Origin of the sequence: Arthrobacter sp. MSA 4-2 (assembly GCF_016405885.1) — a bacterium.
In the GTDB taxonomy this organism is placed as follows: domain Bacteria; phylum Actinomycetota; class Actinomycetes; order Actinomycetales; family Micrococcaceae; genus Arthrobacter_D.
Genome location: NZ_JAEKGC010000005.1, coordinates 156,206 through 181,208, shown reverse-complemented (window position 1 = coordinate 181,208; position 25,003 = coordinate 156,206). Strand labels below are relative to the sequence as shown.

At 70.6% G+C, this 25,003-nt stretch carries 23 protein-coding genes; 14 read left to right on the top strand and 9 right to left on the bottom strand.

Annotation, left to right across the window (positions count from 1 at the left end; translation table 11 throughout):
- Positions 1-21 precede the first annotated feature (21 nt).
- From I6N91_RS07580 to I6N91_RS07560, 5 genes are all read left to right on the top strand, one after another.
- Positions 22-4,911, top strand: coding sequence for an ATP-dependent helicase (locus I6N91_RS07580; RefSeq protein WP_198811982.1), 4,890 nt, complete (start codon positions 22-24; stop codon positions 4,909-4,911).
- A 56-nt stretch (positions 4,912-4,967) separates the two neighbouring features.
- Entirely contained in the window at positions 4,968-5,792 is an 825-nt protein-coding gene (locus tag I6N91_RS07575; protein ID WP_198811981.1) for an Fpg/Nei family DNA glycosylase, read from the top strand.
- The gene (locus I6N91_RS07570; RefSeq protein WP_198812046.1) at positions 5,792-6,706 is read left to right on the top strand and encodes an RluA family pseudouridine synthase; all 915 of its coding nucleotides are present in this window, start codon (positions 5,792-5,794) and stop codon (positions 6,704-6,706) included. Before I6N91_RS07575 ends, I6N91_RS07570 begins: the two co-directional genes overlap by 1 nt.
- A gap of 56 nt (positions 6,707-6,762) precedes the next feature.
- Positions 6,763-7,404, top strand: a complete 642-nt coding sequence (locus I6N91_RS07565; RefSeq protein WP_198811980.1) for a DedA family protein — start codon at positions 6,763-6,765, stop codon at positions 7,402-7,404.
- Positions 7,405-7,897: 493 nt separating this feature from the next.
- Entirely contained in the window at positions 7,898-8,677 is a 780-nt protein-coding gene (locus I6N91_RS07560) for a hypothetical protein (protein ID WP_198811979.1), read from the top strand.
- Positions 8,678-8,711: 34 nt separating this feature from the next.
- Here the strand turns inward: I6N91_RS07560 and I6N91_RS07555 are convergent, their stop codons facing one another.
- Positions 8,712-9,128 (bottom strand): STAS/SEC14 domain-containing protein, encoded by a 417-nt coding sequence (locus I6N91_RS07555; protein ID WP_233091582.1) that lies wholly within the window; start codon positions 9,126-9,128, stop codon positions 8,712-8,714.
- Positions 9,129-9,935, bottom strand: coding sequence for a class I SAM-dependent methyltransferase (locus I6N91_RS07550; protein WP_307843272.1), 807 nt, complete (start codon positions 9,933-9,935; stop codon positions 9,129-9,131).
- Between the two features lie 82 nt (positions 9,936-10,017).
- On the opposite strand from I6N91_RS07550, the gene I6N91_RS07545 reads away from it, so the two are divergent.
- Together I6N91_RS07545 and I6N91_RS07540 are read left to right on the top strand one after the other, a co-directional pair.
- A complete protein-coding gene (locus I6N91_RS07545) occupies positions 10,018-11,544 on the top strand; it encodes a glycosyltransferase family 39 protein (RefSeq protein WP_198811978.1) in 1,527 nt (508 codons plus the stop codon).
- 32 nt (positions 11,545-11,576) lie between these two features.
- Positions 11,577-12,122: a GNAT family N-acetyltransferase gene (locus tag I6N91_RS07540; protein WP_198811977.1), complete on the top strand. Its 546-nt coding sequence runs from the start codon at positions 11,577-11,579 to the stop codon at positions 12,120-12,122.
- Between the two features lie 17 nt (positions 12,123-12,139).
- On the opposite strand, the gene I6N91_RS07535 is transcribed toward I6N91_RS07540, so the two are convergent.
- The 4 genes from I6N91_RS07535 to I6N91_RS07520 all read right to left on the bottom strand — a co-directional run bounded on the left by I6N91_RS07535 (position 12,140) and on the right by I6N91_RS07520 (position 15,150).
- Entirely contained in the window at positions 12,140-12,610 is a 471-nt protein-coding gene (locus I6N91_RS07535) for a GNAT family N-acetyltransferase (protein ID WP_198811976.1), read from the bottom strand.
- A 62-nt stretch (positions 12,611-12,672) separates the two neighbouring features.
- Complete coding sequence (locus tag I6N91_RS07530; protein ID WP_198811975.1) at positions 12,673-13,104, bottom strand: VOC family protein; 432 nt, start codon at positions 13,102-13,104, stop codon at positions 12,673-12,675.
- Between the two features lie 27 nt (positions 13,105-13,131).
- Positions 13,132-14,331: an acyl-CoA dehydrogenase family protein gene (locus tag I6N91_RS07525; protein ID WP_198811974.1), complete on the bottom strand. Its 1,200-nt coding sequence runs from the start codon at positions 14,329-14,331 to the stop codon at positions 13,132-13,134.
- Between the two features lie 42 nt (positions 14,332-14,373).
- Complete coding sequence (locus tag I6N91_RS07520; RefSeq protein WP_198811973.1) at positions 14,374-15,150, bottom strand: SDR family NAD(P)-dependent oxidoreductase; 777 nt, start codon at positions 15,148-15,150, stop codon at positions 14,374-14,376.
- Positions 15,151-15,283: 133 nt separating this feature from the next.
- Between I6N91_RS07520 and I6N91_RS07515 the strand changes: the two genes are divergently transcribed.
- The 4 genes from I6N91_RS07515 to I6N91_RS07500 all read left to right on the top strand — a co-directional run bounded on the left by I6N91_RS07515 (position 15,284) and on the right by I6N91_RS07500 (position 20,329).
- A complete protein-coding gene (locus I6N91_RS07515) occupies positions 15,284-16,426 on the top strand; it encodes a glycoside hydrolase family 76 protein (protein WP_198811972.1) in 1,143 nt (380 codons plus the stop codon).
- Positions 16,427-16,566: 140 nt separating this feature from the next.
- On the top strand, positions 16,567-17,616 hold the full coding sequence (locus I6N91_RS07510; protein ID WP_198811971.1) for an iron ABC transporter substrate-binding protein: 1,050 nt from the start codon (positions 16,567-16,569) through the stop codon (positions 17,614-17,616).
- A 27-nt stretch (positions 17,617-17,643) separates the two neighbouring features.
- The gene (locus I6N91_RS07505; protein ID WP_198811970.1) at positions 17,644-19,209 is read left to right on the top strand and encodes an iron ABC transporter permease; all 1,566 of its coding nucleotides are present in this window, start codon (positions 17,644-17,646) and stop codon (positions 19,207-19,209) included.
- Positions 19,210-19,225: 16 nt separating this feature from the next.
- Positions 19,226-20,329 carry an ABC transporter ATP-binding protein gene (locus I6N91_RS07500; RefSeq protein WP_198811969.1) on the top strand — a complete coding sequence of 368 codons (1,104 nt, stop codon included), beginning with the start codon at positions 19,226-19,228 and terminating at the stop codon, positions 20,327-20,329.
- 24 nt (positions 20,330-20,353) lie between these two features.
- Here I6N91_RS07500 and I6N91_RS07495 read toward each other — a convergent pair whose 3' ends face one another.
- Entirely contained in the window at positions 20,354-20,938 is a 585-nt protein-coding gene (locus tag I6N91_RS07495; protein ID WP_198811968.1) for a YdeI family protein, read from the bottom strand.
- 170 nt (positions 20,939-21,108) lie between these two features.
- On the opposite strand from I6N91_RS07495, the gene I6N91_RS07490 reads away from it, so the two are divergent.
- The 3 genes from I6N91_RS07490 (at position 21,109) to tgt (ending at position 23,924) form a co-directional block, all read left to right on the top strand.
- Entirely contained in the window at positions 21,109-21,648 is a 540-nt protein-coding gene (locus tag I6N91_RS07490; RefSeq protein ID WP_198811967.1) for an NUDIX hydrolase family protein, read from the top strand.
- A 99-nt stretch (positions 21,649-21,747) separates the two neighbouring features.
- Positions 21,748-22,599: a DUF6707 family protein gene (locus tag I6N91_RS07485; RefSeq protein ID WP_198811966.1), complete on the top strand. Its 852-nt coding sequence runs from the start codon at positions 21,748-21,750 to the stop codon at positions 22,597-22,599.
- Between the two features lie 47 nt (positions 22,600-22,646).
- Entirely contained in the window at positions 22,647-23,924 is a 1,278-nt protein-coding gene (gene tgt, locus I6N91_RS07480) for a tRNA guanosine(34) transglycosylase Tgt (RefSeq protein WP_198811965.1), read from the top strand.
- Between the two features lie 40 nt (positions 23,925-23,964).
- On the opposite strand, the gene I6N91_RS07475 is transcribed toward tgt, so the two are convergent.
- Positions 23,965-24,627 (bottom strand): LytR C-terminal domain-containing protein, encoded by a 663-nt coding sequence (locus I6N91_RS07475; RefSeq protein WP_198811964.1) that lies wholly within the window; start codon positions 24,625-24,627, stop codon positions 23,965-23,967.
- On the bottom strand, positions 24,620-24,919 hold the full coding sequence (locus I6N91_RS07470; protein WP_120165727.1) for a type II toxin-antitoxin system VapB family antitoxin: 300 nt from the start codon (positions 24,917-24,919) through the stop codon (positions 24,620-24,622). Before I6N91_RS07470 ends, I6N91_RS07475 begins: the two co-directional genes overlap by 8 nt.
- Between the last annotated feature and the right edge of the window lie 84 nt (positions 24,920-25,003).

The window sequence follows — 25,003 nt, the reverse complement described above, 5'->3', positions numbered from 1 at the left end:
AGACTGAGGGATGATGTTGGGGTGACATCGGTGTTGAGCAGGTTCACGCCAGCTACCTCGGAGTGGTTCGCCGGCGCTTTTTCCGCGCCCACCGCGGCGCAGGAGGGTGCCTGGAAGGCAATTTCGGCCGGATCGAACGCTCTGGTGGTGGCGCCGACGGGGTCGGGCAAGACCCTCGCGGCGTTCCTCTGGGCCCTTGACCGCCTGCTGGTCGATGGAGAGCATGCGGAACCCGCCTCGAACGGCCCCCCCGGCTCGAAGAAAACTCCGGCAGTGCCGGCGCGCAGCACCCGCGTGCTCTACATCTCCCCGCTGAAGGCGCTCGGCGTCGACGTCGAACGCAACCTCCGCGCCCCGCTGATCGGCATCACCCAGACGGCCCGCCGGCTCGGCCTTCCGGCACCCTCCATCACCGTCGGCGTGCGTTCCGGTGACACCCCGCAGGCCGAACGGCGCGCGCTGCTCACCCGCCCGCCGGACATCCTCATCACCACACCCGAGTCGCTCTTCCTGATGCTCACCTCAAAGGCCCGGGAGACGCTGTCCGAGGTCCACACCGTCATTGTCGACGAGGTGCACGCCGTCGCCGGCACCAAGCGCGGCGCACACCTGGCGGTATCCCTGGCCCGGCTCGATGTCCTGCTGGGCAAGCCGGTGCAGCGGATCGGGCTTTCCGCAACCGTGGAACCCCGGGAAACCGTGGCGCGGTTCCTCTCCGGCAACGCCCCGGTGGAGATCGTGGCTCCGCCGTCGGCCAAGAAGTGGGACCTGACCGTCTCCGTGCCGGTGGAGGACATGACCGAACTGGGCGGCGCCACCGGAGGCCCCGGCGGGACCGACGGCGACGCGGTCCCGCAGGCGAGCATCTGGCCGCATGTCGAGGAACGCATCGTCGACCTGATCGAGGAGAACCGCTCCACGATCGTCTTTGCGAACTCCCGCCGGCTCGCCGAGCGCCTCACGGCCCGGCTCAATGAGATCCATGCCGAACGCCTCGAGCGCAACGCCGCCTGGGCTGCCGGAGACGCATCCACTGGAGACCCGTCCGACGGGGACGCCTCCGGCGGGGTAGCCGATGTGGAACTGGATGCCGCGGATCCGATTCCCCGCGGTGTACCGGCCGCCGCGCCCGCTTCACCGCCGGCCCAGATCATGGCGCAGGCCGGGCAGAGCGCCGGCGGCGAACCGCTGCTGGCCCGCGCCCACCACGGGTCGGTGTCGAAGGACCAGCGCGCACTGATCGAGGACGACCTGAAGTCGGGGCGGCTGCGCTGCGTGGTGGCCACCAGCTCCCTGGAGCTGGGCATCGACATGGGCGCCGTCGACCTCGTGGTGCAGGTCGAGTCGCCGCAGTCAGTGGCCAGCGGCCTGCAGCGGGTGGGCCGGGCCGGGCACCAGGTCGGCGAGGTGTCCCAGGGGGTGCTCTTCCCCAAGCACCGCGGCGACCTGGTGAACACCACAGTGACGGTGGAGCGGATGCTGGCGGGCAAGATCGAACCCCTCGCCATCCCCGCCAACCCACTGGACATCCTGGCCCAGCAGACCGTGGCCGCCGCCGCGCTGGGCACCATCGACGTCGAGGAATGGTTCGACGTCGTGCGCCGGTCCGCGCCGTTTGCCACCCTTCCCCGCTCGGCCTTCGACGCCACCCTCGACCTGCTCGCCGGCCGGTACCCCTCCGATGAGTTCGCCGGGCTCCGCCCCCGGATCATCTGGGACCGGACCGAGGGGACCATCACCGGGCGCCCCGGCGCCCAGCGCCTCGCCGTCACCTCCGGCGGCACCATCCCCGACCGCGGCCTCTTCGGCGTCTTCCTCGTCGGCTCCGAGGGCGAGGGTGCGCGGGCCGGTGGCCGGCGGGTCGGGGAGCTGGACGAGGAGATGGTCTACGAATCCCGGGTGGGGGACGTCTTCGCCCTCGGAGCCACCAGCTGGCGGATCGAGGAGATCACCCACGACCGGGTCCTCGTCTCCCCCGCCTTCGGCCAGCCCGGCAAGCTGCCCTTCTGGAAGGGCGACTCCCTGGGCCGGCCGGTGGAGCTGGGCCGGGCGCTGGGAGCCTTTGTCCGGGAGATGTCCTACGCCCCGGAGGACCAGGCCCGCGAGCGCTGCCAGCGGATCGGGCTCGACGAATGGGCCTCGGGGAACCTGCTGACCTACCTCCGGGAGCAGCGCGAGGCCACCGAGGTGGTCCCGAACGACCGCACGCTCGTCGTCGAACGCTTCCACGACGAGCTCGGCGACTGGCGCGTCGTCCTGCACAGCCCGTTCGGCATGCCCGTGCACGCCCCCTGGGCGCTCGCCGTCGGGGCGCGCCTTGAGCAGCGGTACGGCATCGAGGGCTCCGCCATGGCCTCCGACGACGGCATCGTGCTGCGCGTGCCCCTGATGGAGGACGAGCCGCCCGGAGCCGACCTCTTCCTCTTCGACGCCGAGGAGCTCGACGGGATCGTCACGGCTCAGGTCGGCGGTTCCGCCCTGTTCGCCTCGCGGTTCCGGGAGTGCGCCGCCCGGGCGCTCCTGCTGCCCCGGCAGAACCCTGGCAAGCGCAGCCCGCTGTGGCAGCAGCGGCAGCGCTCGGCACAGCTGCTCGACGTCGCCAAGAAGTACCCGACCTTCCCGATCGTCCTCGAGACCGTGAGGGAGGTCCTCCAGGACGTCTACGACCTGCCCGCCCTCAAGGAGCTTGCCGCCTCCCTTGAGCGCCGCGAGCTGCGGATGGTCGAGGTCACCACGCAGCAGGCCTCCCCCTTCGCCCGCTCCATGCTCTTCGGCTACGTCGCCTCCTTCCTGTACGAGGGGGATTCCCCGCTGGCGGAGCGCCGGGCCGCCGCCCTCTCGCTGGATCCCACCCTCCTCAACGAGCTCCTGGGCCGGGCCGAACTGCGCGAACTGCTCGACGCGAAGGTCATCGCCGACACCGAAAGCGAGCTGCAGCGCCTCCGCCCGGACAGGCGCGCCCGCGGCCTGGAGGGCGTCGCGGACCTGCTGCGACTCCTGGGCCCGCTGAGCCTTTCCGAGATCGCCGAGCGCCTCGAGGGCACCGAAGCGGCCGCGAATGAAGAGGGCGCCGGCGAGGAGGGTGCCGCGGTCCCGCGGGCCACTGAGGCCGAGGCCGCGGCCCTGGTGGAACCGCTGCTACGCGCCAACCGGGCCCTTCGGGTTTCCATCGCGGGCGTTGAACGGATCTCGGCCGTCGAGGACGCCGCTCGACTGCGCGACGCCCTCGGGGTGCCCCTGCCGATGGGCATCCCGCTCGCCTTCATCGAACCCGTCGCCGATCCGCTGGGGGACCTTGTCAGCCGCTACGCCCGTACCCACGGGCCCTTCACCGCCGCGGAAGCCGCGGCCCGGCTCGGCCTCGGCGTCGCCATCGTGGCAACCGCCCTGCAGCGCCTCGCCGCCGACGGGCGCACCGTCGAGGGCGAGTTCCGGCCCGCCGAGGCGGCCCCGCAGGCCGGGGAGACCACCGTCGTCCACCCCGCCGCACCGAGCGAATGGTGCGACGTCGAGGTGCTGCGCCGGCTGCGGCGGCGCTCCCTTGCGGCTTTGCGGCAGGAGGTGGAACCGGTCGACCCGGCCGCCTACGGACGGTTCCTGCCCGTCTGGCAGCACGTCGGTTCGGGACTGCGCGGACTCGACGGCGTGGCAACCGTGGTGGACCAGCTCTCCGGCGTGCCGATTCCCGCCTCAGCTTGGGAGCCGCTCATCCTGGGCCAGCGGGTGGCCAATTACTCACCGGCCATGCTCGACGAGCTCACCGCCACCGGGGAGGTGGTGTGGTCGGGTGCCGGATCGCTCGCCGGAAACGACGGCTGGATCGCCCTGCACCTCGCGGAAAACGCGCCGCTGACCCTCCGCCCCGACCCGGTGTACGAGCCCTCGCCGCTCTCCGCGGCGCTGCTCGAACTGCTCGGCGGCGGCGGAGGCTATTTCCTGCGCCAGCTCAGCACCGCCCTCGACGTCGACAGCATCCCCTCCGAGGCCGACCTCGTCACCGCCCTGTGGGACCTGGTGTGGGCCGGACGCGTCAGCAACGACACCTTCACCCCGGTCCGGGCCCTGCTGGCCGGCGGCCGGACCGCGCACAAGCAGCGCCAGCCCCCGGCACGCGCCCGCACCTCCCGGGCGGGACGGCTGGGGCGCGCACCGGGACGTTCCCTCACGAACAGTTCGATGAGCCTGGCCGGCGGGCCCGACGGCGCCTCCGGATACCAGCGCGCCACCCCGCCGGTCGCGGCCGGACGCTGGAACCTGCTGCCGCCCGTGGAAAACGAGTCGACCCTCCACGCCCATGCCACCGCCGAACTGCTCCTTGACCGCTACGGCGTGGTCACCCGCGGCGCCGTGGGCAGCGAAGGGGTGCCCGGCGGGTTCGGCCTGATGTACAAGGTGCTTGCGCGGCTTGAGGAGATGGGCCGGTGCCGGCGCGGCTACTTCATCGAGCATCTCGGCGCGGCCCAGTTCGCGGTGCCCTCGACCGTGGATCGGCTGCGTTCCTTCAGCGCGGACAACGATCCGCGCTCGGAGGCCGCCGGCGGACCGGCGCTCACGGCCACGGCCCTGGCCGCGACCGACCCGGCCAACCCGTACGGCGCCGCCCTCGCCTGGCCGCAGGCCGAGGGAGGGCACCGTCCCGGCCGCAAGGCCGGCGCCCTCGTCGTGCTTGTGGACGGCGACCTGGCGCTCTACGTCGAGCGGGGAGGCAAGACGCTGCTGGTCTTCACCGAGGACCAGCCCGCCCTCGATGCGGCCGCCGCCGCCCTGGTCGGCGTCATCCGGCGGGGCGCGGCCGACAAGATGGCTCTGGAGAAGGTCAACGGCGGGGAGATTCTCGACACCGGGGTGGGCTCCGCCCTGGCCGCTGCCGGTTTCTACACGACACCCAAGGGGCTGAGGATCCGTGCCTAGAGGATTTGTGTCAGACCTCGGCGCCCGGCGGCACATCAACACTCAAGGGGGAATCCGTGCCTGAGGGGGATACCGTATGGCGGGCCGCCCGCGACCTTCACGCGGCCCTCGCCGGAAAGGAACTGACCCGGTGCGACATCCGGGTGCCGCGCTTCGCCACGGTGGACTTCACCGGCGACACCGTCGAAGAGGTGGTCTCCCGCGGCAAGCACCTGCTGATCCGCGGGGGTGGCAGTGCGGATGCGGAAGGGTGGGACATCCACTCCCACCTGAAGATGGAGGGGCTCTGGCACGTGTACGCGCACGGCCAGAAGTGGCGCCGGCCCGGCTTCAAGGCGCGGTGCGTGCTCGAGACCACCGACAATGTCGTCGTCGGCTTCGAACTGGGTTTTTTGCGGGTCCTGCCGCGCTCGGGCGAGGAGGAGGCCGTGGGCTACCTCGGGCCTGACCTGCTCGGCGGGGACTGGGACCCGGCCGAGGCGCTGCGGAGGCTCTCTCTTCAGCCGGAACGGCCCCTCGGCCTGGCCCTGCTCGACCAGCGGAACCTCGCAGGCATCGGCAACGTCTACCGCTGCGAGCTGTGCTTCCTGGCCGGGGTGCACCCCCTGACGCCCGTCGGCGAGGTCCGGAACCTGCCCCGCATCGTCGATCTGGCCAAGAGGCTGCTCGAGGCGAACAAGCTGCGGAGCACCCGCGCCACCACCGGGAACCTGCGCGGCAACAACCTGTGGGTGTACGGGCGCTCGAACCGGGGCTGCCTGCGCTGCGGCACTCCGGTGGTCCTTGAACAGCTCGGAGACAACGAACTCGAGCTGCGCGACCTCTACTACTGTCCCCACTGCCAGCCGGCCACCGGTGGTGCCCGTACCCTTGAAAGGTGATGAAGTCCCCCCTTCCGGTGCGCAACGGAGTCAATGCCACTCGCCTCCGCCTGCCCGACGAAGGGCCGTGGTCCACGGCCCTCGAGTACATCCTTGACCGCTTCGACCACGTGAACCCCGACGGCATTGCCGAGCGGTTCGACCGCGGCGAGGTGGTGGCCCTCGGCGGAGCCGTGCTCACCCGGGAGACCCCGCTGACCGACCACACCTTCATCTGGTACTACCGCGAGCTTCCCGTCGAGGACCGGCTCCCGGTGGAAATCAGCATCCTCCACCAGGACGAGGACCTGCTGGTGGTCGACAAACCACACTTCCTGCCGACGACCCCCGGCGGCATGTATGTCGCGGAGTCGGCCCTGGTGCGCCTTCGGGTGCAGCTGGGCCTGCCCGACCTGATTCCCATGCACCGGCTCGACCGCATGACGGCCGGCATCCTGATGTTCTCGGTGAACCCGGAGACCCGCGGAAAATATCAGCTGCTGTTCGAGAACCGCCAGATCCGCAAGGAGTACGAGGCGGTCGCCCGGGTGCGGCCGGAGCTCGGCCTGGATGCTGCACCCCTGATTGTGCGCAGCCGCATCGTGAAGTCCCGCACCTACCTGCTGGCCCAGGAGGTCGAGGGCGTCCCCAACACCGAGACAGCAGTGAGCCTGATTGAGGAGACGGCGGGCGTTGGCCGCTACCGGCTGCAGCCGCACACCGGCAAGACCCACCAGCTTCGGCTGCACATGGCCGGGCTCGGACTGGGCATCCTCAACGACCCTTTCTACCCCGTGCTCAAGCCACAGGCCGCCGATGACTTCTCGAAGCCGCTGCAGCTGCTGGCGAAGAGCATCTCCTTCACCGACCCGCTCAGCGGCGCCGAGTCCTTCTTCGAATCATCACTGCGGCTCTCGGAGTTTCCCCCGAATTAACCCGGGCTTGGCGCGACTCCTCTGCTTTCCCCAGCCGCGGCCTGTAGGTTGGGTGGGTGGAGATTCCCGGCCCCGATCTCGCCCTGCCGCTCTACTTCCTGCTCATGTTCACCATCATCGTCGTGGACGTGATCCTCCCCATCGTGCCCTCGGAACTGATGGTGATCGCCGCCGGCACCATGGCCTCGCATGGAAATCTCTTCCTGCCTGCTGCCGTCCTCGTGGCGACCACCGGCAGCTGGGTGGGCGACCTCGCGCTGTTTCTGCTCTTCCGCCGCCGCCTGACGCACTGGCTCGACCGCTTCCGCTGGGGACGTTCGGTCCACGGTGGGCTCCGCCGCGCAGTCGAGAAGGCCGGCAAGTCGCCGACCTACGCGGGTCTCGTCGCGGTGCGGTTCCTGCCCGGCGGCCGGACCGCCAGCGTCGCGGCGGCCGGGATCGCCGAGGTCGCGCTCCGCCCCTTCATGGTCCTGACCGCCCTGGGCGCGTGTCTGTGGGCCGCATGGCTCCTTGGCCTTGGCTACCTGACCGGCGCCTCCACCGGACTGCCCCTCTGGGTCAGCATCGTGCTGGGAACCGCCGTCGGAACCCTCGTGGGGCTCGTGACCGCTGCTGTTCTTGGTCTGCGGCAGCGTCGGAGGTCCAAGGCCGCCGGTGCCGGCGAGACCGGAGAGACGGCCAGCCCGGATTCGCGGTGATTCTGCCGGGCCAACTGCCCGCCGCTGCGTGGAAGTAGGTAGGCTGAACGCGAGCGCACGGGAAACCCGCGGCGCAGCACCCGTCGAAAGGGAGGCGATGAAGCCGACGCATGAGGTGAAGCTCCCGCCTGCGCCCTCGGTTCCTCCGACGGTGTCCGCGGCTCCGGACGGAGCCCCTGGCACGGGCGGCGGGGCTCGCCGCACATTCCACGCCGTGACCTCCGCGCTGGGAGCGGACCGGACTCGCGGACGGATCCACGGTGTGACCTCCGCCCTTGGAGGGCGCCGGGCACGCGGACGGATCCACGGTTCGACGGCCGCGCCTGAAACGCGCGGTGGACGCCGGCGGGAAGCGGCCCGGCCGGCCACCCCGCGACGCGGCGGGCGGAGGAAAATACCCGCCTGGACAGCTGCCCCCCGGAATCGCCTTGCGGCCGCTGCCGCCCACGTCCGATCCTGGGATCCGGATCTGCTGCGCGCTGTTCTGGTCTCCTTGGCCGCGCTGGCATGGCTCCTTGCACCGGGCGGACGCGCCTGGGATCCACTCCAGGCCGGGCCACCGCTGCCGGGACCGACCCTGCTTCTTCCCGCCGCTGGGGCCCTGTGGATCCGGGTCCTCATCGACCTGGCGCTGTGCGTCTACGTGCTGTACCAGTGGCTGCCCTCCCAGCTCCGAAAGGAGCGCCAGCGCCGGCTCGGCTGGACTCTCGCCTCGGCGCTCGTGCTCCTCACAGCGGTCCGGCTGAGCGGCCCGGAGGAGCTGCAGACCCTGGCAGCGGCCATCGTCGTCCTGCTCCTCGGCGTGCTGCTGACCACCCTGGGCACACTGCACCGCTACCCGGCGGAGGGCCGGATCGAAGGCGCCGCGGTCGATGTACCCCTCGGCCTGCTGCTGGGCTGGACCATCGTCGAGACGGCGGTGCGCGCCGCCGCGCTGGCCGACCGACAGGGGACGGACCTGTTCGATCTCGGTGCACAGACGTGGGCCCTGATCGCCGTCGGGGTGGTGACCGTCGGCACGGCGGTCCTGTGCAGTACGGGCAGGGGGCACCTCAGCGTCGCCCTGGCCGTGGTCTGGGGGCTCATCTGGCTCCTCTTCGACCGGCTCTTCGGCGAACCCTCGTCTAGGCCGGTCGCCTTCGCGGCCGGCCTCGCCGTCTTCCTGCTCCTGATCACCGCCGGTTCGCGGAGGCACCGGGTGGATCATGAGCGCAGGCGGCGGCTGCGGGCCCTCCAGGACGCCGCCCGGCCTCCCCTCAACCTCGCCGGATAGCCCCGGAAGGCTGGAGCTCAGTCCAGTGGCTCACTCAGTCCAGTGGCTCTGCTTCGCCCGGCCGCTTGAGCCAGTCGAGGGCGTGCTCCCGCGAGGTGAAGAAATGGGTGGGGCACGGCGGGCTGTGAAGGCCGAGGAAGAAGTTGGCAAGGAGCCGGTCGACCGGAGAGGACCCCAGCAGTGCAATCCGTGATGCACCGCACGGGATGGAAAAGGTGCTGCGGGCTCCCCTGCTGACCGACCGGGTGGCCTCCATGTCGACGAGCATGGGGTGGGAGGTGTCAGCGCAGAGCACGTTGACGACGTCCATTGCGGCCCGGGCATCGTCCGAGGTGATGTGGATGCCGAGGTCCCACTTCAGGTGCAGGACGCCGTCCGGCCGGAGCTCAAGCGTGCCCTTCCCGCCTTCGATCGGCAGCGGCGCCGTGGATTCTCCCGACGGGGTTTCCATTCAGGCTCCCTTCCGCGGCTGCAGCACCGCAAAGTATCCGGGGACCGGCGTGGACTGGGTGGTCTCCGCCGGAACGGTATGGATGACGGCCGGTCCGTCGGCGAGAAGCTGCCATTGGTCTTCGGGGAAGGCGGCCCCGCGTTCCGTGGCGCCGAAATGGCCGGGCCGCGGAAGCCCGGCGATGGCGCGCTTCAGGCCCGCAGGGATATACCCGGGGGCGGCCCCGAGCCGTTCGACGTATTCGAGGGAGCTGCCCGGGAAGTTGGTTTCGGTGAGGAACACCCGGCCGCCGCGCACTGAGGTGCGGAGATTGGCGGCCATCACCGCCCGTGGCCGGGGCGGCAGGACGTGAAGCACCCCACGGACGAAGACATTGCACGCTCCGGGGTAGGGGGAGACTTCGGCGCCCGGTTCGGTGGCGTCGACGACGGCGAAGGAGACATTGGCCAGGCCGGCGGCCTCCGTCTCGGCGCGGGCGATGGCGCTGGGGGAAACGTCGACGCCGAGGGCCTCGGGAAAGATGCCGGCCAGCCAGCGGGTGAAAGATCCGTTGCCGCACCCGACGTCGATGACCGGCAGCGACGTGTCGAGATGCGCCCGGAGGGTGGCGGCGTACTGTTCCCGCTCGGTTTCGGAGGCGGAGTCCCAGAGCACCTGTCCGCCGGCACCCGTGGTCCGGATGTCCTTCCAGTACCCCTCCCACGCCCGGTGGGGATCCCGGGGCGCCCGTGCGGCAAGCCACGCGATCCTCGGCACCAGCCGCGCCCTGTTCAGCAGTCGAACGGCCGCCGTTTCTCCTTTTGTCACATGCGTCACTTTGCCACTTCGGCCGGAGTGCGGCCAGCCCGACCCGCCGGTGCCGGCCGGGCGGCGGGGTTAGGCTGGCGGGGTGAACACGCAGGCCCGGGCGCTTCATGCCCGTTCCGGCGGCGCAGCGGAGCGCGGACCGGAGTTGCCGCCCCTCGCCCGCTTCCCGGTGTTTGCCGCGATGGGCGCACTCGGGGTCTTCCTTACAGTGGCCAGCGCTGCATACGGCTACCACCGCGACGAACTGTACTTCCGGATGCTGCCACCGGCCTGGGGCTACGTGGACCAGCCCCCGCTCACCCCGCTGCTGGTGAGGCTCTTCAGCTTCCTCGTCGCCGACGAGGTGTGGGCCATCCGGATACCGGCGACACTCGCCGCTGTCGCCTCGGTCCTCGTGGTCGTGCTGATCACCCGGGAGCTGGGCGGCGGCCGGGCCGCCCAGGGGCTGTGCGCGTGGGCCTACGCCTTCGCGACGGCGCCGCTGCTGTTCGGGCACGTGATGCTCACCGCCACCCTCGACCTCGTGTTCTGGCCCGCCGTCGTCCTGCTGATGATGCGTGCCGTGCTGCGGGAGCAGCCCGCGTGGTGGCTGGCGGCGGGTGCCGTCGTCGGGCTGGCCATGTACAACAAGCTGCTGATCGCCGGGCTGCTGGTGTCCCTGGCGGCGGGCCTGCTCCTTGCCGGCCCACGGAAGGTGTTCCGCTCGGGCTGGGTCTGGGGTGCGGCGGTGCTGGCGCTCGCCATCGGCTCGCCGAACCTCTTCTACCAGGCGGCCAACGGCTGGCCGCAGCTCGAAATGGGGGCGGCGCTCGCGGAGAACAACGCGGCCGAAACCCGGGTGCTGATGTGGCCCTTCCTGTTCCTGACGCTCGGGCCTCCCCTCGCCGTGGTGTGGGCCGCGGGCGCCGTTGCCCTGCTGCGCCGGCCCCAGTGGCGGACCGTGCGGTTCACCGCCGCCGCCCTGCCCGTCCTGCTGACCCTGACCTTCCTTGCGGGCGGGCAGATCTACTACCCCTCGGGCCTGCTGACAGTGCTGTTCGCGGCCGGCTGCGTGCCCACCGCTGCCTTTGTGGCCGCCCGCGTCCGGCGGCGGGCGCTTGCCGCGGGCGCCGTCGCCCTCAACGCGGCGGTGGCGGCCGTCATTTCCCTGCCGGTGCTGCCGGTGCCCGCCCTGGCGGCCAGCCCGGTTCCGGACATCAACCAGGTGGCCGCGGACCAGGTGGGCTGGCCGGTGTACGTGGAGCAGGTCGCCGCCGCGTACCGCTCCCTGCCCGGGAAAGACGCCGAAGGGGCCGTCCTCATCGCGAGCAACTACGGCGAAGCCGGGGCGCTGGCGCGGTACGGACCCGCGCTGGGGCTGCCTCCGGCCTACAGCGGGCACAACGAACTCCAGTTCCGGAGCAGGCCGCCGGACACCGGCGGCGCGGTGATCGTCGTCGGGGGCCAGGCTTCGCTGGCGCGCACCCTCCTCGAGGGCTGCCGGAGGGCCGGAGTGCTCGATAACGGAGTCGGCGTCGACAACGAGGAACAGGGCCAGGAAATCCTCGTTTGTTCCTCCCCGGCGGCCGGCTGGCGCGAGCTGTGGCCGGCGTTCGCCCACTACGACTAAGCGTGGAACTGGCTGTAGAGGAGGATGGGCGGATGACACCGACAGCGAATTCCTGGCGTTCCTCCGCCGCAGTGGCCAGGGACGTCCGGCTCGTGCGCCTGCCACCGGCCGCCATCCACGCCCTAGCCGACGGCGACCTTGCCGCCGCACAGCTTCGAAGTCCCGCGGTGCTGACGGAGCATCTCGTCTCCAGCGGCTGCCGTGCCGTGTGGAGGATGCGCAGCCGTCAGCTTGTTGCGTCCCCGGGCGACGCGGACTGGATCACCCGGCTCATTGTCGATGCCGCCGGGACCGCCGTAGGGCGGGCGGGCTTCCACGGACCGCCCGACGGCGGGAGAGTCGAGGTTGGATACGAGGTGGATCCCGGGCATCGGCGGCGCGGCCATGCCCGGGCGGCCCTGAGGATCCTGCTCGACATCGCCGACGCCGAACCCGGAGTTCACACGGTCCGCGCCTCGGTCCGGCCGGACAACCTGCCCTCACGGCACCTTGTCGACTCCTTCGGGTTCCGGGCGGTGGGCCGGCAGTGGGATGAGGAGGACGGATGGGAAACGGTGCTTGAACTCTCTCTCGCCTGACCCGGACGGCCGGCGTCCTAGGCCAGCGGGCGGCTGAGCACCACCCGCGGCCACCGCGCCAGGCCGGCGGCGGCCTCCTCTGCCACGACCTGCTGCAGTCCGGGCTCCAGCGCGTCGTCCGGCAGGTCCCGGAAGCCCAGCCGCCGGTAGTACGGGGCGTTCCAGGGGACCTCGCTGAAGGTGGTCAGGGTGAGGTTTCCAAGCCCCTGCCCGCGGCCCCAGTCCGCAGCGGCCTCAAGGAGGCGCCGCCCAATCCCCTGCCGGGCGCAGGAGGGGTGCACGCTGACCTGCTCGACGTGGGCATTGGCGCCGACACGCTTCACCAGCAGATAGCCCACCGGGGTGCCGTCGGCGTCGACGGCGGTCCAGGCCCGGCCGTCGGCGGAGAACCCGGCGAGCTCGTCCACCGGCAGCGGCTCGTCCTCTGCGATCTCCACCATGCCAAGCGCCCGGAACTGCTCCCCCGCGGCGCGCTCGATCCCGCGCATGGCCTCCAACTCGGTCGGTGACGCGCTCCGGATCCGCACTCCAGGCGGCGCGGCGTCCGGTGTCAGGGGTTCCCCGGCTTGGGGTCGAGTTCCTGGAAGAGGGTGAGCTGGAGCCCTGCCGGGGCGTCGAGCCGGGAGTTCAGCGAACGCCACGGCGTCTCGCGTGGTTCGGCGATCAGTTCGGCCCCGGCCTCGACGAGCCGGTGCGTGGTGCCGGCGGTGTCGTCGACCTCAAAAGCGATCCGGATCCGTGCGCTCGGCCGGCCCTCCGCCTCGACGCTGTCGATCAGGCGCACCTGCGCTGGATTCGACAGTTCGAGGGTGGCACGGCCGGCGTCGAGGATGCTCACACGGGCGCCGCCCTCGCCCTCGTAGGCCTCCTCCTCGGGCATGCCCAACACGTCCCGGTAGAACGCCAGCGCCGCGTCGTAGTCCTCCGCACGCACCACGACCCGCAGCTGCCGCACCGGACGGGCGGGCTCCTTCTCCGTCATGGCCGCAGTCTAATCCTCTTCGGAGGCTCAGACGATGGCCGAAAGCCCTGTGAGGGCGCGCCCCACGATGAGGGTGTTGATCTCGTAGGAGCCCTCATAGGTGTAGATGGCCTCGGCGTCGGCGAAGATCTTCGCCATACCGTAGTCGGTCACGATCCCGTTGCCGCCCAGGATGCTGCGCCCAAGGGCGACCGTCTCGCGCATGCGCGCCGTCGTGTAGGACTTCGCCAGGGCCGCCTGAGGCATGCCCGGGCCCTCCGGCATGGCCGCCGATCCGGCGCCGTCCTGCAGCTGGGCGATCCGGACCATGAGGGCAAGGCTCGCAGTCGTATTGCCGAGCATCGTCACCAGCTGGTCCTGGATCAGCTGGAAACTGCCCAACGGGCGGCCGAACTGGTAGCGCTCAAGCGCGTACCTGCGGGCGACGTCGTACGCGGCCAGCTGCTGCCCCACCGCCTGCCAGCCAACCAGGATGCGCGAGCCGAGGAGCAGGCGCCGGGTGTCGGAGAAACTGTCGATCCCCTCGAAGCGGTCGGCTTCGGCCACCCGCACGTCCTCGAGGAGGATGTCGGCGTTCTGCACGGTGCGCAGGGCGATCTTGTTCTCGATCACGGTCCGGGTGATCCCGGGCAGGGTGGCGTCGAGGATGAAGCCGCGCACCGCCGAGGTCTCGGTGTCGCGCGCCCACAGCAGCATGTAGTCGCAGAAGGTTCCGTTGCCGATCCACCGTTTCGCTCCGTTGAGGATCCAGGTGTCCCCGTCGCGGGTGGCCGTGGTGGCCATTCCGCCGGCGATGTCCGATCCGTGCTGCGGCTCCGTCAGGGCGAACGCCCCGGTGATGCGCAGGTCCATGGCGGCCTGGAGGAGTCGCTGCTTCTGGTCCGGGGACCCGAACTGGTGGAGTGCCTCGACGAAGAGGTCGTGGTGGACCATGAAGAAGGTCGCCAGGGAGGTGTCGGCACGCGTCATCTCCGCGATGACCATACCGCCGAAGAGGTGGCTGTAGCCCTGCTGCACCGGTGTGCTCAGTTCGAGTGCCGCAAGTTTCGGCAGGATGTCGTGCGGGAACTCGGCCCGGTTCCACCAATCTCCGGCCGACGGCGCCACCTCCTTGGCGAGGAAGTCGCGCACGTCGTCAAGTTTCGCCCGCTCGGTGGCGCTCAGCAGCGATTCGAAGCCGAGGAAGTCCGCGGCCGGAAGGTTACTGGTGTCGAACTGGCTCTCCATTGAGCAGTCCTTTCGGTTGGGCGGCCGGAGGCCGGGAAGGAGTTACCGCGGACCCATGCGGATGGCGCCGTCGAGCCGGATGGTCTCGCCGTTGAGCATCTGGTTCGCGAGGATCGAGGACACCAGCGCGGCGTACTCGGAGGGCTTGCCCAGCCGGGAGGGGTGGGGCACCTGGCTGCCGAGGGAGTCCTGGGCCTCCTGCGGCAGGCCCGCCATCATGGGGGTTTCGAAGATGCCCGGGGCGATGGTGACCACCCGGATCAGGTGCCGGGCGAGCTCCCGCGCCAGGGGAAGCGTCATGGCGGCGACCCCGCCCTTGGACGCGGCGTAGGCGGGCTGGCCGATCTGGCCGTCAAAGGCCGCGACGGAGGCCGTGTTGATAATCACTCCCCGCTCCGGGGAACCGCCGGCCCCTTTCACGGGTTCGACGGCGGCCATCGCCTCCGCCGCCAGCCGGAGAACATTGAAGGTGCCGGTCAGGTTCACGGCGATCACCCGCTCGAACTGCTCGAGCGGCAGCACCCCCTCCCGGCCGAGGACCTTCCCGGGGGTGGCGATGCCCGCGCAGTTCACCAGGACCCGCAGGGGCGCCCGCTCCCCCGCGGCTGCAACCGCGGCGCCGACCTGCGCGGGGTCGGCGACGTCGGCCGGGACGAACTGCGCGCGCGGGCCGAGGCGGCCGGCGGCCTCGGCGCCGGCGGACGAGGGAAGGTCAAGGAGGACGACGAAGGCGCCCTCGTCGATCAGCCGCTGGGCAGTGGCCAGCCCCAGCCCGGAGGCGCCTCCGGTGACCAGTGCCGCCGAACCCGCTATGTCCATGAAAGAGCCCCCTTGAGAAATGTGCATGCTGCTGATTCAGCGTACTGTGATGCCGCCCACACCGCATCCGGGGTGGGCGGCACTGGGCAGAATGCTCAATCCGGCACCGGCGCCGGTTGGCTAGGGTGGTCTTATGCTCACCCCGCCGGATTCCGCAGGGCCGGACACGCCTGCGTCCCGGGCGCAGGCGGCCGCCGAGAGCGTTGAAACCCTCTTCGCTGCCCGCGCGCTCGGCCTGCCCGGCACCCGCCTGGGCCGGATCGCCTTCCCCCGTCCCCGCGGGCGGGGCCTCGCCTGGCACTACTGGTGGCAGGCCCACTATCTCGACGCCCTCCTCGACGGGCACCTGCGCCTGCGCACCGTGGATCCGGCAGGTGCGGACGCCGCCCTGCGGCGCGCGGTGCGGCTGGCCCGGGGCATCCGGCTGAGGAACGGGGCGCGGTGGACCAACTCCTACTTCGACGATATGGCCTGGCTGGCGCTTGCCCTCCAGCGGCTCGACGGCTGCCTCACCGACGCCGGCCGGCGCCCCCGCCACCGGCGGGCCCGAGCCGCCCTCGAGGCGGCGCTGCGCTCGGCTGCCACGCCGGAGTTCGGTGGAGGGGTCTACTGGAACACCCGGCGGAACTTCAAGAACACCCCGGCAACAGCCCCGGCCGCCCTGTATTTCGCCCGCGCCGGGGATCGGGAGCAGGCTGCCGGACTGCTGGCCTGGCTGCACCGGCGGCTGTGGGACGCGGAGTCGGGGCTCTACCTCGACGGCATCCAACGCACTGCCGACGGCGAGAAACTGAGGCGCGCGGTCTACACCTACAACCAGGGGCCCGTCCTGGGCGCCCTGACCTCACTCGGCGGCGGGCACAACCTGCGGCAGGCGGAATCGCTCATCGCCGCGGTACAAGCCCGGCTCACCACCCCGGAGGGCTCCTTACGCACGCACGGCTCCGGTGACGGCGGCCTGTTCACCGGCATCCTCGCCCGCTACCTCACGGAGGCGGCGCTCGCACCGGGGCTTGCCGCGGATGCCGCCGGGAAGGCCCGGAGCCTTGTCGAGGCGACTGCGGCCGCCCTGTGGGAGGGCCGCCGCAGCCATGGGGGTGCACTGATCTTCCCTTCGGCGCCCGGTACCACCGCGGCCCCGCCGGTCGACCTCTCGACCCAGCTCCAGGCCCTGCTGGTCTTTGAGGCCGAGGCGCGGATCGACCGGCAGGCGGTGGTATCCCGCACGTGCCGGGGGGCGGTCGATGGCGAAAATAATTACGTCACACGAACGTGACCGAAAAGGTGTGATTTACGACACCTAAGTGGTGAAATAGGAATAAGTTAGGACATGCTTACCTAGGTGTGAGGGTTTCCACTCCAGTCCTTCCGGTCCAGCCCAGCCGCTGCCGGCCGCCGTTTTGTTGAAAGGCTCCAATGATCTTCAGTTCCAAGCAGGTTCAGCCCGCCGCGCTCACGGCCGCCCTGCTTCTCGCCCTGACCGCCTGCGGCTCGGGAGCGGCCTCCGAACCCGCCGCCGGAGAGGGATCGGATTCGGCCGCCGAGCTGACCGTGTACAACGCGCAGCACGAGTCGATGACCCAGGCCTGGGTCGATGAATTCACCAAGGAAACCGGGATCGAGGTGACGATCCGCCAGGGCAGCGACACCGAAATGAGCAACCAGATCCTGCAGGAGGGCGAGAAGTCCCCCGCCGACGTGTTCATCACCGAAAACTCCCCGGCCATGACCCAGGTCGAGAACGCCGGACTGTTCGCGGACATCCCCGCGGCCGTCCAGGAAAACATCCCCCAGGAGTACCGTCCCACCACCGGAAAGTGGACCGGCGTCGCCGCACGCTCCACCCTGTTCGTCTACAACCCGGACAAGATCTCCGAGGCCGAGCTGCCAGAGTCGATCATGGACCTCGCCGACCCGAAGTGGGCCGGACGCTGGGGCGCCGCCGCCGGGGGCGCGGACTTCCAGGCGATTGTCTCGGCCATGCTCGAGCTTGAGGGCGAGGAGGCCACCGCCGAGTGGCTCGCCGCCATGAAGGACGGCGCCAAGATCTACCCCAAGAACGGCGCCGCCATGAAGGCAGTGAACGCCGGCGAAGTCGATGCCGCCGTGATCTACCACTACTACTACACCGCCGACCAGGCGGGCACCGGTGAGAACTCAAGCGACCTCGAGCCCTACTACTTCAAGGGCTCCGACGCCGGAGCGTTCGTCTCGATCTCCGGGGCAGGGGTGCTGAAATCCTCGGACAACCAGGACGCCGCCAACCAGTTCCTCGAGTTCATCACCAGCAAGGAAGGCCAGGAGACCCTGAGCGCCGGCAGCGACTACGAATACCCTGTCAGCGCCGAGGTCACCCCCCGCGACGGCCTCGTCCCGCTCGCCGAGCTCGAGGCGCCCACGGTCGATCCCGCCAAGCTCAACAGCGAGAAGGTCGTTGAACTGATGACCGACGCCGGGCTCCTCTAAGGGGCGGAAAGGCACAACCGGGCCGCCATGGCCACATCCGAGCGGATCCGCGAAACGGCGGGCAGGAGCACCGGCTCCCGCCCGCCTTTCGGCGTTTCCGCAACGGCCGTGCTCATCACCCTGGGGACGCTGATCCCGCTTGGGTTCGTGGTCACGGTCACCGCCACCACCGGATGGGAGACCGCCGTCGACCTGATCGTGCGGCCACGGGTGGGTGAGCTGCTGTTCAACACCATTGCCCTGGTCGTCCTGACGGTCCCCGCCTGCATCGTCCTCGGGGTGGCCGCGGCCTGGCTCGTCGAGCGTACCGACCTCCCGGGGGCGCGCACCGCCTCGCTGCTGCTCGCCGCCCCCCTCGCCGTGCCTGCGTTCGTCAACAGCTACGCCTGGGCTGGCACCGTCCCGTCACTCTCGGGCATTCCCGGCGGCGTCCTGATCTCCGTGCTGAGCTACTACCCGCTGGTCTACATCCCCGCGGCGGCGATGCTGCGGCGGCTCGATCCCGGGCTTGAGCAGTCGGCGGCCTCCCTCGGGATGGGCCCCTGGCGGGTCTTCTTCCGTGTTGTCCTCCCCCAGCTCCGCCTCGCCGTCGGCGGGGGCGCCCTCCTCGTGGGCCTGCACCTGCTGGCCGAATACGGCGCCTACTCCATGATCCGCTTCGACACCTTCACCACGGCGATCCTCCAGCAGTTCCAGTCGACCTTCAACAGCGCCGCCGCGAACATGCTCGCCAGCGTCCTGGTGATGATCTGCCTGCTCCTGCTGCTGGCCGAGTCCGCGGCCCGCGGCAACGCCCGCTACGCCCGGATCGGGCCCGGGGTCGCCGCGGCCCCGGCTGCCCGGCCGCTGGCCCGGTGGAAGCCCGCGGGGGTCCTATTCGTGCTGGCGCTCATCGTGCTGGCCCTGGGCGTGCCGCTGGTCAATGTGGTCCGCTGGCTCATCGCAGGCGGCACGGCGGTCTGGGAGGTCGACGAGCTCGCCACCGCCCTGTTCCAGACCCTCGGATACGGGGTCACCGGTGCCGCTGTCACCGTTCTCGCCGCGTTCCCCATCGCCTGGCTCGCCGTGCGCTACGGCGGCCGGTTCGCCCGGTTCCTCGAGAGCAGCAACTACATCACCAGCTCCATGCCGGGGATCGTCGTCGCGCTGGCATTCGTGACGGTCACCATCAATTTCGCCTACCCGCTCTACCAGGAGACGCCGGTGGTGATCGCGGCCTATGCGCTGCTGTTCCTGCCCCGGGCCCTGGTCAACCTGCGCGCCGGCTTCGCACAGGCCCCCCGCGAGCTCGAGGAGGCGGCCCAGGCGCTGGGCAAGCGCCCGCTGGACGCCTTCGTGCGGGTGACCCTGCGCCTGACCGCCCCGGCGGCCGCCGCGGGGGCAGCGCTCGTCTTCCTCGCCGTCTCCACCGAACTGACCGCCACCCTGGTGCTGGCGCCGTCGGGCGTCACGACCCTCGCCACCCGGTTCTGGGCGCTCAGCTCCGAGATCGACTACGCCGGGGCCGCTCCGTATGCCCTGCTGCTGATCCTGCTGTCCCTGCCCATGACCTACCTGCTGTACCGGCAGTCCCAGAAGGCGGTCGGCCAGTGAGCGGGGACGGCACGGCATGACCACCTCCCCGCTGCTCCCGGCCGTGAACCACCTCGAACTGCTGGACATCACCAAGTCCTTCGGCAGCACCCAGGTGCTGAGCGGGCTGACCCTGTCCGTGCAGAAGGGCATCACCACGGCCATCGTTGGGCCCTCCGGATCCGGAAAGACCACGCTGCTGCGTATCATCGCCGGCTTCGACTCCCCCGACTCGGGCGTCGTGGAGTTCGAAGGCGGCGTCGTCGCGGGCGGACCCGGGCACCCCGTACCGGCCCACAAACGCAACATCGGCTATGTGGCGCAGGACGGCGCCCTGTTCCCCCACCTCTCGGTCGGCGAGAACGTCGCCTTCGGCCTTGACCGCCGCGCCTTCGGGCGCAGGGCGGCCCGCGCGCGCGTCGCGGAGCTGCTCGGCATGGTCTCGCTCGATGCCGGGTACGCCGACCGCCGGCCGGACCAGCTCTCGGGCGGCCAGCAGCAGCGGGTGGCGCTGGCCCGGGCCCTGGCCCGCGGACCCTCCCTGATGCTCCTCGACGAGCCGTTCTCCGCCCTCGACGCGGGCCTGCGGGTGGCCACCCGCAAGACCGTGGCGAAGACCCTCGCCGAAACCGGCGTGACGACCATCCTCGTCACCCATGACCAGTCCGAGGCGCTCTCCTTCGCCGACCAGGTCGCTGTGATGCGCGGAGGCGTCCTGGCGCAGGTGGGAAACCCCTTCGTCGTCTACACCCGTCCGGCCGACCGGGCGACGGCGGAGTTCCTCGGCGACGCCGTCATCCTCGAAGCCCACCTCCAGGGCTCGCTCGCCATGTGCGCACTCGGCGGTATTCCGGTGCGCCGGCCCACCTGCCAGGGCAGGGTGCAGCTCATGCTGCGCCCCGAACAGATCCGGATCGCCGAGGACGGCAATATCCGCGGCACCGTCGTGGAGACCGACTTCTTCGGCCCCGAGGTGACGGTGAAGATCCGCCTCCATGGCAGCACGGCACCCGGCGGGGACGGCCTGGAGGGCACGAACGGCCAGACGGTCACCATCCGGCACTGGAACGCCGCGATGGCCCGGGTGGGCACCGAACTGCGCCTCCGCGTGGTCGGCGAGGGCGTCGCCTTCCCCGCCTAGGCGCGACGGGGCGGCGCCAGAGCCCTACCGCTTCTGCGGGTACGGCGTGTCCCCGCGCTCGAGCATTCCCACGAACCGTTCAACTGCCCGCTGCCGCCCCGCCGGGGTGTGCACCTGCCCCAGCCGAAAGATCAGGGCATACCGGTTCTGGGAGGACAGGCCGTCGAAGGCCGCCTGCGCCCCGGGACTGGCGGCCACCGCGGCGGCGAGGTCGTCGGGCACCACCGCCGTGGCCGGGCCGGCGTACGCGCGGCCCCACCGCCCGTCGGCCCGTGCCGCCTCGACCGCGGCGAGGCCGGCCGGCCGCATCCTCCCCTCGGCGGTGAGCCGCTCGATGGAGGTGCAGTTGCGGATGGACCAGATGCTCTTCGGAGTGCGCGGCGTGAACCGCTGGAAGTAGCTTTCGGCGTCCCTGCCCCGCCGCTGCCCGTCAATCCAGCCAAAGCAGAGCACCTCGTCGAGCGCCTCCGCATAGGTCAGGGTGGTGAGCGTGCCGCCCTTCTTCGTCAGGATCAGCCACACCCCCGGGGAAGCGGCGTGCTCCGCCTCGAGCCACTGCGTCCATTCCCGGACGCCGGGGAGGAGAAGTTCGGGCAGATCGTCGGCCATGGCGCCACTGTATGCCCGGCCGGTGCCGCGCGCCAGCGCCGACAACGCCTGCGGGAAGGGCCCGTTAGCCCCTCTCGGAACGGAAAGCTGGGCGGCCCCGGCTTTCAGCCAATGGCCGAAGGAGAGCGCGCCGCTGTCTTCCAGAGCCATTCCTGCTATAAAACTTGGTTATGAATGTGCGCACCCCCGACCCCAATCCAGGCTGGCTCTCCGAAGAGGATCTTTACGAGGCCCGCCGCCGGCTCCCGATGGTGTACGTGGAGGCGATCCCGGTCAGGTGCGATGCCCTGGGCTACGTCAACGAGGTCGGGCTGCTCCTGCAGGCCAACGCCCAGGGGGAAATGGTGCGGACCTTCGTCTCCGGGCGGGTGATGTACCGGGAGACCATCCGGGCCGCGCTCCTGCGCCACCTCGAGAAGGATCTCGGCCCCTTCGCCCTGCCGCAGCTTCCGCCGTCGGTGCTGCCCTTCACCATCGCAGAATACTTCCCCTCCCCCTCCGAGACCGGCCTCACCGACGACCGCCAGCACGCCGTCGCCCTGGCCTACCTGATCCCGGTCACCGGGGAGTGCAGTCCGCGCCAGGACGCCCTCGAACTGTCCTGGCTGACGCCCTCGGAAGCCCTCAGCCCCTCCATCCAGGCCGAACTGTCGGGCGGCCGCGCGGACCTGCTCCGCCAGGCCCTGGCCCATGCCGGCTGGGGCCGCTAGTCGGGCTTCGGGACGCTATTCCCGTATCTTTATGTAGGCACAGGTCAGCGGAACGCCCTGATGCCACACGCGGGGGCAGCTGAGCGAGGTACGAAAAAAGTGGAAAAAAGCACTCTCCAGGCACGGCCCGTCGCGGCCGAGGCTCTCTCCGCCGGCCAGCGCATCGCGCTTCCGGACGGCTCCGGCTACGTCGAGGTGGGCAGCGTCGACATCGAGTCCGATGACTTCGGCGTTCCCGCCGTCGTCATCGCCACCCTGGCCGGTGGACGGACGCTGCGCATCGCCAGCGGATCGGCGGTGTCGGTGGAGGCCGCAGGAGGCGCCCCGCTGGTTCCCGCGGTGGCCGCCGACGACGGCTCGCCCGAGGAACTGGTGGCCCAGGTCGCCGCGCTCCACCCGGGCAGCGACCGGATCGGCGAGCTGGCCGAGCGGCTGGCGCGCGGCATCAACTTCAAGTCGGGCTCCAACCTCCAGGACCTTCACGACCTCGCACTGACCCTCTTCGTCGACCGGGGCGACACCGGCAGCGCCCTGAAGACGGCGGACCTGCTCACGGACCTTGGGTTCGACGGCAACTTCGGCCGCTGGAAGTGGGTCGAGAGCGCGCTCGCCATGGCCGCCTACCTGACCCGGGACGACGAGGCGCGGTCCGCGGCCTACTCCGTGGCCCTGCGGGTGGCCGATGAGTCCGAGACCGACCCGCTGCGAGCCAAGGTCAATGCGGCGGTGCGGCAGCGCCAGCTGAACGACCCCAACCTGTACGACCCGGAGATCCTGCGGGCCACCGCCGCCGGCAACCGGGCGGCCGAGAAGGACTGGCGGGTGCTGCGCCTCGGCGTCCTGCTGTACCTGCGGGCGCACGGCGGCTCCGAGACCCTCAGCCGCGAGGTGCTTGACCGGCGCATCGCCAACGAGCTCAGCGCCGTCGCGGGCCTCGCCAGCGCCTCCTGAGCCGCACCGCGGACGGGAGGACCCGCGGTAGCTGGCAAAATAGACTGGTGCATCCACAGTCCCAGCAGTCGTCCTTCTCGTTCACCGTCGGCGCCCGGCTGGAGGACACCACCGCCCGGCCCGACGCGCAGGGACCGCGGCACGGCCGCACCGGGGTGATTTCGACGCCGCACGGGCAGATCGCCACCCCGGCGTTCATCCCCGTCGGCACCAAGGCGACCGTCAAGTCCGTCCTGCCCGAGTCGATGAAGGGCCTCGGCGCCCAGGCGCTGCTCGCCAACGCCTATCACCTGTACCTGCAGCCAGGCCCCGACATCCTCGACGAGGCCGGCGGCCTGGGCGCCTTTATGAACTGGCCCGGGCCCACCTTCACCGACTCGGGCGGCTTCCAAGTGATGAGCCTTGGATCCGGGTTCAAGAAGGTCATCAATATGGACGTCCCCTCCGGGTCCGAGGCGGCCGGTGCCGACGACCGGGTGGCCGCCGGCAAGGAACGCTTGGCGCACATCGACGACGACGGCGTCTGGTTCAAGTCCCACCTCAACGGCGACCGGCACCGCTTCAGCCCGGAAATCTCGATGCAGGTCCAGCACCAGCTCGGCGCCGACGTCATGTTCGCCTTCGATGAGCTCACCACGCTGATGAACTCGCGCGGCTACCAGGAGGAATCGCTGGAGCGCACCCGGCTGTGGGCCGAGCGGTGCATCGTCGAACACGAGCGGCTCTCCAAGGAGCGCAGCCACCGGCCGTACCAGGCCCTCTTCGGGGTGATCCAGGGCGCCCAGTACGAGGACCTGCGGCGGAAGGCCTCCCAGGACCTCGGGTCCATGAACTTCGACGGCTTCGGGATCGGTGGGGCCCTGGAGAAGGAGAACCTTGGCACGATCCTCGGCTGGTGCAGCGAGGAACTGCCGGAGGACAAGCCGCGGCACCTGCTGGGCATCTCGGAGCCGGACGACCTGTTCACCGGCATCGAGAACGGCGCCGACACCTTCGACTGCGTCTCCCCCACCCGCGTCGCGCGGAATTCGGCGTTCTACACCCCCGACGGCCGCTTGAACCTCTCCAACGCGCGCTTCCGGCGCGACTTCACCCCGCTCGTCGAGGGGTGCGACTGCTACACGTGCACGAACTACACCCGCGCCTACATCCACCACCTGTTCAAGGCGAAGGAAATGGTGTCGGCCACCCTGATCTCGATCCACAACGAGCGCTTCGTGGTGCGGATGGTCGACGACGCGCGGGCCGCCATCGCCGACGGGACCTTCTACGAGCTCAAGGCCGAGATCCTCGGGCGCTATTACGCCTCGTCCCCGGCACGCTGATTCGAGGCGGCGCCACCGCTCTCCCGATTCATGCCGGCGGTTATTTCGCTGGCGCGGGCGTCTCCGGCGCAAAACAGACGAGGCCCCCGGGGGCCTTGTCGATGGTCTCCGCGGGGGCGATCGCGGAGAAGCCCGAGCCGAGGACGATGTCGATGGTGCGCCCCTTGCGCTTGTCGACGACATAGACGGATTTCGGAATGGTGCGCTGGAGGGTGAAGGCATTGGCCTTCCCGTCCGGGCCGGAGACGATGATCGCCGTCATCCCGGTGGGGTCGACGCTCCGGTTTCCGACCTCGGCAACCACGAAGGCGCGCTTCCGCAGCTGGCCCGCCGCGGTACCGGCGAGACCCTCGATGTCGGTGCTGTTGTACACATTGACGGTCACCGAGCTCGGGTCCTGGTAGTCGAACGGGCCTGCCGGGCAGGTTTCGGTGGGCCGGGGCGTGGGCTCGAGTGCGGCGATGCGGATGTCCCCGCGGTTGATGCCGACCGCGGTGAAGGCCGCGGCGCCCAGCAGCCCCACCAGCAGCAGCAGGACGACGCCGTGGCGGATCCGTTTTGAGGTAAGGGCGCGCCGGTCCCGCTCCTCCGCGGCGAACACGGCTCCCAGGTCGGTCTCGGTGACGATCCGCTGTCCGTGCCACTCCGTCGGGTCCCTGCGGGCGAGGGCCCGGGCCCGGCGCCCCGAGCGGTCCTCAGCCATCGATCACAAGCACCCGCGCGTGGAGGATCGTGCGCTGGTGAAGGGCAGTGCGGACGGCCCGGTGCAGCCCGTCCTCGAGGTACAGGGTGTCCTGCCACTGGACGACATGGGGGAAGAGATCCCCGAAAAACGTTGAATCCTCGGCGAGCAGGGCCTCGAGGTCAAGGGTGGTTTTCGTCGTCACCAGCTCATCGAGCCGGACCTGCCGGGGAGGGACCTCTGCCCAGTCCCTTGGGGACACATGTCCGTGGTCGGGGTAGGGTCGGCCATCGCTCACAGCTTTAAAGATCACTGATACAGCCTATGGAAAACAGGCGCGCAATGGAATATAAGCCACCGCGGCCGCCGATCCGTGGCCAAAGGGTTACCTTCGGCC

What these genes read in the sequence shown, in the direction of transcription:
- I6N91_RS07570 (WP_198812046.1), top strand. Translation starts at nt 5,792, where the DNA reads ATGAAGTCCCCCCTTCCGGTGCGCAACGGAGTCAATGCCACTCGCCTC.
- I6N91_RS07555 (WP_233091582.1), bottom strand. Translation starts at nt 9,128, where the DNA reads ATGGAAACCCCGTCGGGAGAATCCACGGCGCCGCTGCCGATCGAAGGC.
- I6N91_RS07540 (WP_198811977.1), top strand. Translation starts at nt 11,577, where the DNA reads ATGACACCGACAGCGAATTCCTGGCGTTCCTCCGCCGCAGTGGCCAGG.
- I6N91_RS07535 (WP_198811976.1), bottom strand. Translation starts at nt 12,610, where the DNA reads ATGCGCGGGATCGAGCGCGCCGCGGGGGAGCAGTTCCGGGCGCTTGGC.
- I6N91_RS07530 (WP_198811975.1), bottom strand. Translation starts at nt 13,104, where the DNA reads ATGACGGAGAAGGAGCCCGCCCGTCCGGTGCGGCAGCTGCGGGTCGTG.
- I6N91_RS07525 (WP_198811974.1), bottom strand. Translation starts at nt 14,331, where the DNA reads ATGGAGAGCCAGTTCGACACCAGTAACCTTCCGGCCGCGGACTTCCTC.
- I6N91_RS07520 (WP_198811973.1), bottom strand. Translation starts at nt 15,150, where the DNA reads ATGGACATAGCGGGTTCGGCGGCACTGGTCACCGGAGGCGCCTCCGGG.
- I6N91_RS07515 (WP_198811972.1), top strand. Translation starts at nt 15,284, where the DNA reads ATGCTCACCCCGCCGGATTCCGCAGGGCCGGACACGCCTGCGTCCCGG.
- I6N91_RS07510 (WP_198811971.1), top strand. Translation starts at nt 16,567, where the DNA reads ATGATCTTCAGTTCCAAGCAGGTTCAGCCCGCCGCGCTCACGGCCGCC.
- I6N91_RS07505 (WP_198811970.1), top strand. Translation starts at nt 17,644, where the DNA reads ATGGCCACATCCGAGCGGATCCGCGAAACGGCGGGCAGGAGCACCGGC.
- I6N91_RS07500 (WP_198811969.1), top strand. Translation starts at nt 19,226, where the DNA reads ATGACCACCTCCCCGCTGCTCCCGGCCGTGAACCACCTCGAACTGCTG.
- I6N91_RS07495 (WP_198811968.1), bottom strand. Translation starts at nt 20,938, where the DNA reads ATGGCCGACGATCTGCCCGAACTTCTCCTCCCCGGCGTCCGGGAATGG.
- I6N91_RS07490 (WP_198811967.1), top strand. Translation starts at nt 21,109, where the DNA reads ATGAATGTGCGCACCCCCGACCCCAATCCAGGCTGGCTCTCCGAAGAG.
- I6N91_RS07475 (WP_198811964.1), bottom strand. Translation starts at nt 24,627, where the DNA reads ATGGCTGAGGACCGCTCGGGGCGCCGGGCCCGGGCCCTCGCCCGCAGG.